We start from the raw sequence: 12,672 nt of genomic DNA on the forward strand, positions 1-12,672 counted from the left end.
AATTCTAAATAAGTGAAAGATTGGCAAGCTATAACACATTGACCATTTCCTGATTTACTGATTCGGATTGCTTTTTAATACTCCGAAATCCCAACAAAAAAAGAAGAGGCAAAATTGCAGAGGGGATCTGTTGAGGAATAAATGACCAGCTTAGGAGAAAGAGCAGAAGAATAGCTGCATATAGTACCAAAAACACTTTATAATTTTCTGAAAGTCGTTTTCTGCCCATAAAAGAAAATATAAAGGCCGACAAAGCCGGGGCAGACCACACTATATTCCAATTCCATTTGGTTGAGGGATACGAAGAAAAAAACCACAAAAAAATGATCAACACTCCAATCAACCCAATTATCCCGAATAACAGACGGTCGAACCAAAACCAGAATGTGTGATTAGTTCTATAGAAAAACCCGGCAAGCAGGCTTGTAATCAGCAAAAACCAAAAGCTTAAAGTGGGGCTTACTCTCGCAGGACTAATGACAGACCGTTTCTGAGGAGCATAAAATCTCTGCTCTGAAACCAAGGCAAGACTTGTATCAGCTTGCTGTATCCGAGCGTGTGAAAATCCCTCTTTTAACAGGTCGGGTAAGAACAGCGTTTCCGACTCGGGTGGGTTGCGGTCGGCGGGAGTACCCAACAGCAAGTTAATCCCAAATTTTACCCAGGAAACGGATTTCACGTAGGGATTAATAAACTGCCGAAAACTATTCTTTGCCGAATTTTGCGGCTCTTGAAAATGGATTGAATCCCCAGCTACTGCCTTGACAGCCTCATAGATCCGGGTGGTACAGTTATCATAGAAGAACTCATAGGAATAATATCGATTTTCGGGCCGGGCGTTATTCTCCAAAAAATCATACAAGCGTTTGGTTTGATTCTCTGTTAGATTTAATCGCTGTTCAGTAATAATGCGGCCGTCATTCAAATATGCTTTTTTTGCATTCTCAAACTTGTTCACCGAAAGAAAATATCGCAGATCGCCGAGGGCAAATTTCCAATAAAACCCTGGAGCGTTGAAATCAAAAGTACCATAATTATATGCGCGATCTACACCTGCTTCCGGGTCGTAAATGCGCAAGGCAGTATGGCCAAACAAAGTGTACAATTCAGCACCGGAAGAAGTCGTAAGGAGACTGACCTGAGCTTCCGGCGAAAGTTTAGGTTGCCCGGCGTCTACAGAAGAAGTTGCTGCAATAAATAGTATCAGGAAAAAGCTTACTGCTTTAGTTATAGTGTGCAACATATTGGCCGAGCTAATTTATCTTTGAATAGGTTAGGATTTGTAAGCTAACAACCTCAACGCATTAAATACCACAACTACTGTTGACCCTTCGTGGCCGATGACTGCCCAACCCATGCTCAGGCCAAAAATCGTAGCTGGCACAAGCAGAGCCACCATACCCAGGCTGATCCACAGGTTCTGCTTGATGATCGATTTGGTTTTGCGGCTCAGTCCGATAGCAAACGGAAGAACGGAAATCTTGTCGGCCATTAAAGCTACATCGGCTGTTTCAAGGGCCACATCTGATCCGGCTGCTCCCATAGCAATGCCCACTGTGCTGTTGGCCATGGCCGGAGCATCGTTGACGCCATCGCCTACCATCGCTACGTCGCCTTCCTCTTCACGAAGCTTTTTGACAGCTTCCACCTTGTCTTCAGGCAGTAAATTACCTTTTGGGTCGTCGATACCGATCTCTTTAGCAATAGCATCGGCCACCCGCTGATTGTCGCCCGTAAGCATGATCAGGTGTGTCAAGCCCATGTCCCGCAGTTTTTGAATAACCTCCTTGGCATCCTCTCGTGGGGTATCCATCAGCCCAAGCATACCAAGATATCGATCACCATGACGAACAATCATAGTCGTTTTCCCTTCTCCTTCCAATTCTTCTACACTTCGTTTAAGGTCTTCAGAGAGTTTAATGCCATCGGCCTCTTCAAATAGCTCCGCATTCCCGATATACACTGTTATATCTTTAATCGTTGCTTTTACTCCCCGCCCTGTAATGGATTCAAGATCTTCGGCTTCGGGAAAATCAGTTTCCCCTAACTTCTCTTTTCCATCACGCACCACGGCATCAGCGAGGGGGTGATCACTTAAACTTTCTACAGCTACAGCTACTTTTAACAACTCGTTTTCCTCCGTATCACCAAAGGTGATCACATCAGTAAGTCTGGGCTCGCCTTCTGTGAGGGTTCCGGTTTTATCAAAAGCTAACGCCTTTAATATTCCAAGGTTTTCAAGGGGGCGACCGCCTTTTATCAGAACTCCACCTCTTGCGGCTCGTCCTACACCGCTAAGCACTGCGCTGGGCGTAGAAATAGCCAGTGCACAGGGACTTGCTGCCACAAGAACCGCCATGGCCCGATAAAAACTTGCTGAAAAAGATTCATCTATAACCAGAAAAGCAAAATTCAATATCACCACTAATACTAACACGGACGGTACAAAATACTTTTCAAATTTGTCGGTGAACTGTTGGGTCGGCGACTTCTGAGCTTCGGCTTCGTTAACCAGCTTGATCAGGCGAGAAAGTGTGGAATCTTTGGAAAGTTTTGTCACCTTTACCTCCAGACTTCCATTTCCATTGATGGTGCCGGCAAACACGCGGTGCTTATCGTCAATAGAATCTGCATCTTCATCGATGGATTCAGGATCGTCATATTCCATCTTGTCTACGGGCACGCTTTCGCCGGTGATGGGTGCCTGGTTGACGCTGCTCTCGCCATTGATAACTACCCCGTCGGCGGAAATTTTACTGTTCGGTTTGATCACAATAACATCTCCAACCTGCAACTCCTCAACAGATACCTCTTCGGTGGTTCCATCTTTTTTTCGCAGAGCGGTTTTTGGCGCAAGGTCAGAAAGCCCTTTGATGGCATCTCGTGCCCGACCCATAGCATAGTGTTCCAGGGAATGTCCAAGGCTGAACAAGAAAAGCAGAAGCGCCCCCTCAGCCCACTCCCCAAGGATTGCAGCTCCAATCGCGGCAACCAGCATCAGGAAATCAATCTCGAAATTTCCGGCTTTTACTTCGGTGTAAGCTTCCTGCACCAGGTAGAATCCACCAAAGAAGTAGGAGCTCACATATAGTGCAAGCGAGACCCAGCCGGGCAACGTGCTCACATAGGAGAGGCCGAATCCTATGCCGAGCAAGCTACCGCATATCAGCGAGAAGATCAGCTCGGTTTTTTCGCCAAAGATGCCACCGTGATCGTGGTCGTGCGAATCTTCTTCTTTATGTGAGTGCTCATGATCTGTCTCCGGTTTTTTCTCTTTACCATTTGTCTCCTCATTATTTTCTTTTACGTCCTGAAGTTCTTCGGAAAACTTCTCAATATCTAACCCAGTCTCTCTAATTATTTTCGTAAGCTTCTCCCTGCTAATATCACCCTTTTTATATTCCAGCCTGATCCAGCCTGTGGCGCTCGCGTAAGCATCTACAACTCCATCCACATCTCTGAGTTGCCGAGTAATTGATCGGGCGTGTCTGGAATGACGAATACCGTTCACTTTCACTAACATGTGCCCAAATATATCATGAAGTTTCGCACCGGTCTGTTGAGCAAGGGTTTTTATTTTTTTAAGTGATATCGTTTCGGGATCAAAGTGAATACAGAGTTTTGGTTCTTTACTTTCATCTGTTTTAATATGTACCCGATCCACTCCATCCCGTCCTTCAAGAGTTCCAATAAGCCGACTTACACATTTATCCTTATGATCAGGGATGTCAGGTAGTATTACAGGTATATCAAGTGTTAGTTTTTCCATAGTTATTAAGTTTAAGTTAAAAAAAGAACTGAATTGGGGATCATCCCAATACAATTCATAAATAGCTGTAACGGTGCATTCTAAAACTTGCTATTCATCGTTTAAAGACTACTGCCACGGTCAAATGGCAGCAATCTCGGGGTATAAAGTGATGTAATTTTAGCCTATCGAATCACTTCATCGTCGATTTCCCCAGTTCGAATTCTTATAGCTTTATCTACTTCGGATATAAAGATTTTGCCATCACCCGAATTGCCCGTTTTTCCTTTTTGGATGATCGTATCAATAATTTCAGCAACCCGTTCATCGGGAACAACGGTTTCCAGTTTTATGCGGTTGGTGAGCCGTGCTTTATCTTCGGCTTTAACGTGCCCCCAACCCCGTACATCCGACAAGGTAACACCTGGTGGTTCAGTTAAGGCTTCAAGTCCATCAATAACGTAATCAATCATGTTGGTACGAATAAATGCTTTAATCTCTTTCATAGTAAGTTGGTTTTAATGAAACCTCCAAGGTTTCAAATACCTTGAAGGTTTGTATCTATTTATAATTACAGTTCAACGTGTTCTACTGGTTCAGCGAACCACTTGTAGATAGTGGGTAATACCACCAGTGTAAGCAGAGTCGATGTTACCAGACCACCAACTACCACGGCTGCCAGAGGACGTTGCACATTCGAGCCGATATCGTTTGCCAGTAGCAACGGAATCAGTCCGAGACCGGTGGTTAAGGCCGTCATGAGTACAGGGCGTAGCCGTAACAAGGCGGCTTTAACAACTGCCTTGTGGGTTTCAAGTCCTTCCTCCCGAAGTTGGTTGATGTAGGAAACCAGCACCACGCCATTGAGTACCGCGATACCAAAGATGGCGATAAAACCCACGGCTGCCGGCACGGACAAGTAGAGACCGGACACCCAAAGCGCTACAATACCACCGATAGTGGCAAAGGGTATATTCAGGAAGATGAGCACAGCGTATTTCCAGCTACTGAAGGTGGAAAACAGCATGAAAAAAATGAGTCCCAGCGTAATGGGAACCACTACATACAACCGCGCCATCGCCCGCTGTTGATTTTCAAACTGTCCGCCGTATTCGGTGAAATATCCTGCCGGTAGTTCGACCTGCTCAGCCACCTTTTGCTGAATTTCACTGACTACGCTTCCCATGTCTCGTCCTCGCACGTTAAGCTGCACATAGGTTCGGCGACTGGCTTTATTTCGGGAGATCTGCTTTGGTCCGGTAAAGACTTCCACATCGGCTATTTGTGACAGCGGAACCAATGCTCCTTTAGCTGTGCGGATAGGCAGATCACGAACCTGATCAATGTGAGCTCGCTGAGATTCCTGGAGGCGAACGAAGATATCGAAGCGGCGGATGCCTTCGAACACTTGCCCGGCTACCGAACCACCGATTCCGGTTTCTACGGTGTTAAGGAAGTCATCCATGCTAATTCCCAGCCGGGCCAACTGCTCACGATCCGGACGAACCAGGATTTGCGGCTTGCCGCCTTGTTGCTGGGCGCGGACATCTACAGCTCCTTCCACACCTTCAGCAATGGCCTGGATTTCACCGGCTTTTTCAGCCAGCACATCCAGGTCATCGCCATATAAACTCACAACCACTTGGGCCCGAACGCCGCTTAGCAGCTCATCAGTACGAAGCTGAATAGGTTGGGAGAAATTGGAAGAAACGCCGGGTAGATCCTTGGATAGTTTTTCTGCCATCGCGGTCTGAAGTTCTTCGTAATCACGTCCCCATTCCCATGCGTCCAACGGTTTCAAATTCACCACGTTGAAGACCACGTTCACCGGCTCAGGATCTCCACCCACTTCGGCGCGACCAACACGCGAATACACACTCTCTACTTCAGGAAAGGTTAGCATCGATTCCTGAAGCCGCTTGGAGTATTCGGTAGTGGTTGGAAGATTGGCCCCCGGTGGTAATACCGAACGAACGGCGTAGGTACCTTCTCGTAAAGTGGGCTGAAACTCGGTTCCTAAAAACGGAAAGATGGCCATGCTTCCGGCAAAGAGAACAAGAGCGGCACCAAATACCATTTTAGGATATTTGGAGGTCTTCTCGATCAACGGTTCACTCCATTTTTTGAGCGTACGTACCAACCAGGGTTCCTTGTCCATGCCTTTTTCGGGAAGGATGAAGCTGGAGATAATAGGAATGTACGTCAGCGCTAAAAAGATGGCTCCGAACAGCGCAAAGGTAATGGTATAAGCCAGCGGTTTGAACATCTTTCCTTCCACACCTTCAAGCGAGAAGAGTGGCAGAAATACAATGATGATAATGCTGGTAGCGAAAAAGACCGGTCGAATGACTTCACGCGCGGCTTCACTCACAATCCGTGTTAGGGACACATTTCCTTCTTTTCGCTCCTCAAGCAGCCTGTACGTGTTTTCCACAATTACCGTGGCGCTGTCACCAATCATCCCGATGCTTATTGCCAGTCCACCAAGACTCATTAGGTTGGCCGATATACCCAGCCATTTCATCCCTATGAAAGCAATCAAAAAGGCGATGGGAACCGTGGAAATAATGATCAACGTGGATCGGATATCTCCCATAAAAAAGTACAGCACGATGAGCACCAGAATGGCTCCGATGTAGAGGGCATTGGTAACTGTACCCACGGCTTTTTCTACGAGTTCACCTTGAGAATAAAAGGTTTCCATGATCATCCCTTCGGGGAGGGCGCTATTAATGGCATCCACTTTATTATCCATTTCGGCCAGCAAGTCCTGTGTGTTGGTTCCGATGAGTTTCAACACAAAACCGCCCACCGATTCTTCCCCGTTGGCAACCAGTGTTCCCCGCTTGATTTCCGAGCCAAATGCCACTTCAGCTACATCTTTCACATACACCGGAGTGCCGTTTTCGTTAGATACAATCACATTCCTGATGTCGTTGATCCCGGCAGAATCGGGTTGAATCCAGCCATAACCGCGCACCAGGTATTCTTCTCCTCCGCGTTCCAGAAAAGAGGCTCCAACTGTACGATTATTTTTATTGAGTGCGCCTTCGAGATCTTCAAGGGTAAGACCGCGGGAAACCAGCGCGTTCATATCAGCTTTGACCTGGAATTGACGAACATCACCGCCAATCGACAGTACGCCGGTTACGCCGGGTACTGTTCGCAGCTGCGGTTTTACGATCCAGTCCTGAGCAGTTCGAATGTCCATGAGGGAGTGATCGTAGCCTTCTTTATTCTTGACCTCATACATCAACACCGTTCCAAGGCCGGTGGTGATAGGGCCAAGTTGGGGTTCACCAAGTCCGTCCGGTATCTCGTTTTTGGCCTGCGACAGTCGTTCGTTGACTAGTCGCCGGGCAAAGTAAATATCGGTTCCTTCCTCAAAGTAAATATTCACTCTGGAAAGCCCGAAAATGGAGGTGCTTTGCACCCGGTCCAGCTTCGGTAAACCATACATGGAGATCTCAATGGGATAACTGATCTGGGTTTCCACATCTACCGGAGAAAGGCCCGGACTGGAAGTAAACACCTGCACGAGTGTGGGTGATACGTCGGGAAAGGAATCTATGGGTACATCCCGAAATGAAAAGTAGCCATAGAGCGCTACCGCGGCTACCAAAATAAAGATGGTTAGCCGGTTCTTTAATACTTTATCAATTATTTGTTCAAGCATAAGTCAAATATTCAGGGTGATAATTTTGTTGATCCGATCTGCATTAGTGGCCATGATCTGCACTCCGGGTTGCGGCGGTAAGAGCTGATTTCAGGTCAAAAGCCCCGGAAACTACGGCTGCTTGTCCAGGTGTTAAACCGGAAAGCACTTCCACGAAACCATCTCGTTCATTTCCAAGGGTTACGGCTACCGGACGAAAACTTCCGGGCTCTTCACCAGGCACAAAAACACGGTCGGTGCCTTCGATTTGCTGAACAGCACCCACCGGAATGAGCGCAGCGGTTTCCTTTGAATTGGTGTAGATGCGAGCGGTACCAAACATACCGGCACGGAGCTGTCCCTCAGGATTATCAAAAAGCGCACGTACGGGCATGGTTCGGGTTTCTTTTTCCAGCTCGTACGAGATCCAGTCGGTCGTTCCCTCAAAGGTGGTTCCAGGAGTGCTTCGTATGGAAAGCTCAACACCCTGTCCGGTTTCCAGATAGCGAATATCTTGCTCATATCCGTCTATCATCACCCAAACCTTAGACAAGTCGGCTACATGAACCGGCGTTTCACTGGGGCTTATAGTCTGTCCGGGAGAAAGGTCTCGCTCCTGAATGGTACCACTCAAGGGACTGCTCAGGTAGAAATAAGAAAGCGGAATCTCACTTCCGGCCTTAATATTTTGGATATCATTATGGGATAATCCGTATAAACGCAACGCTTCAGAGGCGGCATCAAGCTCTGCTTTCGCTTGTTCATATTCCAATTCGGCCTGCAACAGCTCAGCCTGACTGGAGATATCCTGTTCATACAAATTTTGCTCACGCTTAAAGTGGGCTTCCTCCTTCTTCATGGCCGCTCTGAGACGAATGTAATTGGCTTTGATCTTGCCAAGTCCAACGCTGCTCATTTGTGCAATGGGCTCGCCTTCTTCCACGTAATCCCCCAAATCTTTAAGCACTTTAACCACTTTGGCCTCAATACGCGGACCCACTTTTGCAATGCGATCCATATCGTACATCACACTGGCAGGCCGTTGAATTACGGAGCTTGCACTTCCGGCTTTCAGGGTATCTACATTTATATTGAGGGAAGCCATTTGCTCTTCAGAAAGGTGAACTTCACCGGGTCCTTCACTCTCTTCCTCCGAATGTTCACCTTCTTCCTCTGTATGTTGTGTTTCTTCACTACCGTGTTCATCAGCAGTGGCATGGTTTTCTGTTTGAGGAGTGGATTCATTTTGAGAACTACAGCCGCTTATAACGACTCCACTCAAAAGCAACATCCACACCGGAAGTAATACGTTAATGATCTTCATTGTTTTTAGTCTCTGTTTCATGGGGTTCAAATAATTAGTTGGTAGAAATTTCATTCAAAGGCGTGCCGATTAGTCGCTCAACTTGTGCGATGGCACGGTTCAGTTCAGCCAGCGCTTGTACGTAGCGGGTCCGGCTGGTAAATAAAGTTCGCTGGGCATCCAGTACTTCCAGAAAATCAAACTTGCCCTGCCGGTAGCCGGCTTGGGCAGCTTTATAAGCCGTTTGGGCTCCGGGCAAGACTTCAGCTTGAAGTTGTTCGGCCTCATATAAAGCAGCTTGTAACTTGTTATAGCTATTTTGAAGGGCTTTTTGCACCTCAATCCTGGCAGACTCCCGCACCGTTTCCGCACGGTTGAGCTCATAGCGAGCTGCCTTTACATTCCCCTGGTTCCGGTCAAAAAATGGAAGAGGTATGGAGACACCTACTAAAGCAGCTTCGGCTCCAAGATCTTCCATCCAGCGATACCCGCCGCTGATTTTTATATCAGGAATGGCTTTGGATCGCTCATACGAAAGGGAAGCTTCCCGTTGCTGAATCTCGGTAGTCCAGCGAGCTACATCCGGGTTCCGCTCTATAAATTCGGCCACGTATTGGTAGTCTGGAATAGAATCCGGCATCTCTAATTCGCCTGACAGTGCCATAAACGAAACCTGATCACTTCCCCAAAATGAGGCCAGTGTGGTAAAAGCGGATTGCATCGCATTGCGCCTGTTTTCCAGATCTATGCGTGCACGAGAGAGTTCTACCTGTGCTTTGGTCTGCTCCAGTTTTGAAACTTTCCCGGCTTCGACTTGCGCCGACACGCTTTCATAAAATTGTCGGGCAACATCTAATAACTCTTTTTGTTGTTCCCATTGCAGTTGGGCTTCCAAAGCGGACGTATAAGCTTGTGTGAGTCCGGTGAGCGTATTTAAACGCTGGGTTTCGTAATCCCACCCGGCGAGCTCAGTGCTTAAACCGGCCAGTCGTTTCCGTTTCATCCGATCAGCCCCTAAGAGAACTTTTTGGCTGAGCCTTATTGTGGTTTCCCTGGAATCATAGCCTTCAAAAGGGCCGGTTCCTCCAAAGTTTTCCATTTCGGCTTCCAGTTCCGGATTGGGCAACAAAGCAGCTTGAATGCGCTCGGCTTCCTTAACCCGAACTTGCCAGGCATAACTTTGCAGACCGGGGTTTTCGAGGAGCGTTTTAGCCAGTGCCGTTCGATAGCTCAGCGTGTCGCCAATAGTAATCGAATTGGCCGAAGAGTTTAAATTTCTGTTTAGAATCTGAGAAGAATAGTCCTCGGATTCATGTTCTATAAGCGTGCTTTCAGATGGTGCTTGAAGTACCGTTCGTTCGCTGGCGCAACCGGCAGCAAGCACGAGCGTGCCGATGAGCAGCATCGTTTTGATATATTTTGACATGTAGTATTCAGCTTTTTAGCTGTTGTAGATTTATGAGAAATGCGCACTGGATACTATGATCCTGTGAATATGAAGGGCATTCTCAATGTGAATTAGGTATAGGAGGGGCTGTATGGCCTAATTCAGAAGTACTACGGTCTGTAGATTGGTGGTGATAGAATTTTCTATAACCGGCGGTAAGAAAATGGTTTGTTGAACCGAACGGGAGACAGGAGTGATTTCGCTTTTTTGAAAAACAGCTCGTTTAAGATCAGCGACTGTTTTTTGCTGGTCAAAGCGATTTAGCTTGTCTTCCTTGGCACAGAGTAAAGAAATAGGAACATCCCGATGGTGGTCATTATCTTGGTGAAAAACCGTTTCCTGTTCGTGATTATGACCATCATTTTCGTGGACTTCGGCTTCACTATTAAAGAAAATTCCAAGCTCTGCCTTTGATTCAACATTTACATCGCCATTATCTTCAAAACAATACACCAATGACTCTGCCAGACTGTGCACACTTAACACGTGCATAGCAAATATGATCAGCAGAAGTCGTGCTGAGATTTTATAAATCTTTGTTTTGTGGATTTTTTTAAGCAAAGCTAAAATTTTGTGAATACTAATAATAGACTATCAGCTACAAAACATCTTACATAATTATGTTTTAAAGATATCAAATTTTGCAGTTAAACTTAAAAACTGAACCTTAGGTAGTTATTGCCCATAAGTTTTAGAAGCTTGTTTATGTTTTATACACGTGAAATTTTAGTTCGCTTTGAAGCAAGGTAAATGCTCAGAGCGGGAAGAACAGTAATTTGAACAATCGGCGATAAGCCAACCTCATAAGAAAAAATAGTTAGCTCTGGCATCGCAGATGTATATTCCCAAAGGCTAAGAAAAATAGCAACCCATTCAAGAAAAATACTTGCTGCAAAGCTTAAGCCGAAAAGCACAATATATCCTTTGCGACCAAGACGAGGTTCCAGATGCACGGACGAAGTCAGCATTGAGGTGGCTCTCCATAGCCCTAATACAATGATGATATCCCCTAAAACAGCTCCCCACATCCAAACTGTAGCCTTGAGAAAAGGCCAGTCCCACATGCCATATAGAAAGCCACATTGAACAAATTCCCAAATAGTATTAAGGATAAAAGCCCAAAAAATAACTTTTTTGGTAGGTTCACTAATCACGTTCAATTCTCAGAATCGTTTAGACTAACATTATATATGGCAGCGATTATTGCCCCAGATATCCAGCCTATAATGAAGGTCAGAATAATTCCAAGAAGTGATTCCCACAAAGGAATATCCATTCGAATGATTGATGACGTATCAAAACCGTGTAAGAGGGCGTTAAAAAAGGAAATAGTTCCTTGCTGGCCAAGCACGATCATCAACAAGGCACAGCCCAGATAAAGAATCACGCCTGTTGCGCCAACCGCTATTCCTAATTTCTTGATGTTTAGTTTTCCCATAGTATCTCCTCTATTCTATTGGTTTTATGTACTATTCAGTGATCTGAAAATATTAAAGTTAGATTCGCAGTTTTGAACCCATCTTTTGAAAAACTTAGTTTCCATTTTATATCCTTCAATTTTCGAGCTTCAATAACCGTGCATTGATAGCTACAATGACGGTACTTAGCGACATCAGAATGGCTCCCACTGCAGGACTTAATATAATGCCCCAAGCAAACAGGACGCCGGCAGCCAAAGGAATGGCACCGATATTATATCCAGAAGCCCACCACAGATTTTGGACCATTTTTGTGTAGGTAGATTTTGAGAGCTTAATAAGTGCCGTCACATCTTCAGGGTTATCTTTTACCAGTACGATATCGCCGGTCTCAACAGCCACATCTGACCCGGCTCCGATAGCAATTCCAACATCAGCCTGAGCTAAAGCGGGGGCATCGTTGACGCCGTCTCCGGTCATGGCCACAAGTTTTCCTTGCCCCTGAACCTCCTTCACCTTATCGGCTTTTTCATCCGGAAGTACTTCAGCAAACACCTGATCAATGCCTAGTTCTCCAGCTACATAATCGGCCGTTTGTTGATTATCGCCCGTCAGCATGATGCACTCAATACCCATCTTGTGCAGTGCATGAATCGCATTCTTAGACGACTCTCGAATTTGATCTCCCAAAGCAATGGCTCCGGTCAATTGATCTTCAATGATCACAAAAACGACCGTTTTTCCCTGGGATGATACTTTTTCAACTTCAGCTGTTGGGTATTCCATTTCCTGCTCCCGAACATATCCGGGGCTTACTACTTTCACTGACTTTCCATTTACCTTGCCTTCAATTCCCATTCCGGTAATGGAATTAAACTCATCCGGCTCCCAGGTTTCGCCGGCTTTTTCGAGGATTCCTTTTGCAAGTGGATGTTCAGAGTTTTTCTCCAGCGAAGCTGCATATTTAAGTATCTCTTCATCGGAGTGATCATCCCCAAAATTCAGAATATTGGTTACCGTAAAGGTTCCTTCGGTTAGCGTACCGGTTTTATCGAAGATAATGGAATCCAAGTTTCTTGCCTGCTCAAAAGCAGACCGATT

10 protein-coding genes are annotated in these 12,672 nt (G+C 46.0%); all 10 read right to left on the bottom strand.

Annotated elements, in window-relative coordinates; translation table 11 throughout:
- Nucleotides 1-28: 28 nt before the first annotated feature.
- Complete coding sequence (locus C3B73_RS04655; RefSeq protein ID WP_103664468.1) at nucleotides 29-1,243, bottom strand: lipoprotein N-acyltransferase Lnb domain-containing protein; 1,215 nt, start codon at nucleotides 1,241-1,243, stop codon at nucleotides 29-31.
- Between the two features lie 30 nt (nucleotides 1,244-1,273).
- Complete coding sequence (locus tag C3B73_RS04660; protein WP_103664469.1) at nucleotides 1,274-3,769, bottom strand: heavy metal translocating P-type ATPase; 2,496 nt, start codon at nucleotides 3,767-3,769, stop codon at nucleotides 1,274-1,276.
- Nucleotides 3,770-3,933: 164 nt separating this feature from the next.
- A complete protein-coding gene (locus C3B73_RS04665) occupies nucleotides 3,934-4,254 on the bottom strand; it encodes a P-II family nitrogen regulator (protein ID WP_103664470.1) in 321 nt (106 codons plus the stop codon).
- Nucleotides 4,255-4,319: 65 nt separating this feature from the next.
- A complete protein-coding gene (locus tag C3B73_RS04670; RefSeq protein WP_103664471.1) occupies nucleotides 4,320-7,424 on the bottom strand; it encodes an efflux RND transporter permease subunit in 3,105 nt (1,034 codons plus the stop codon).
- A gap of 43 nt (nucleotides 7,425-7,467) precedes the next feature.
- The gene (locus C3B73_RS04675; protein WP_232803003.1) at nucleotides 7,468-8,748 is read right to left on the bottom strand and encodes an efflux RND transporter periplasmic adaptor subunit; all 1,281 of its coding nucleotides are present in this window, start codon (nucleotides 8,746-8,748) and stop codon (nucleotides 7,468-7,470) included.
- A gap of 13 nt (nucleotides 8,749-8,761) precedes the next feature.
- The gene (locus tag C3B73_RS04680; RefSeq protein WP_198597278.1) at nucleotides 8,762-10,111 is read right to left on the bottom strand and encodes a TolC family protein; all 1,350 of its coding nucleotides are present in this window, start codon (nucleotides 10,109-10,111) and stop codon (nucleotides 8,762-8,764) included.
- A gap of 138 nt (nucleotides 10,112-10,249) precedes the next feature.
- Nucleotides 10,250-10,714 (bottom strand): hypothetical protein, encoded by a 465-nt coding sequence (locus C3B73_RS04685; protein WP_103664474.1) that lies wholly within the window; start codon nucleotides 10,712-10,714, stop codon nucleotides 10,250-10,252.
- A gap of 149 nt (nucleotides 10,715-10,863) precedes the next feature.
- Nucleotides 10,864-11,313 carry a hypothetical protein gene (locus C3B73_RS04690; RefSeq protein WP_103664475.1) on the bottom strand — a complete coding sequence of 150 codons (450 nt, stop codon included), beginning with the start codon at nucleotides 11,311-11,313 and terminating at the stop codon, nucleotides 10,864-10,866.
- A complete protein-coding gene (locus tag C3B73_RS04695) occupies nucleotides 11,310-11,591 on the bottom strand; it encodes a DUF5676 family membrane protein (protein ID WP_103664476.1) in 282 nt (93 codons plus the stop codon). The genes C3B73_RS04690 and C3B73_RS04695 overlap by 4 nt, the downstream gene beginning before the upstream one ends.
- A 115-nt stretch (nucleotides 11,592-11,706) precedes the next feature.
- Nucleotides 11,707-12,672: heavy metal translocating P-type ATPase (locus tag C3B73_RS04700; protein ID WP_157939428.1), on the bottom strand; the 966-nt coding region annotated here is incomplete at its 5' end.

The sequence above is a fragment of the Gracilimonas amylolytica genome, from assembly GCF_002911695.1.
In the GTDB taxonomy this organism is placed as follows: domain Bacteria; phylum Bacteroidota; class Rhodothermia; order Balneolales; family Balneolaceae; genus Gracilimonas; species Gracilimonas amylolytica.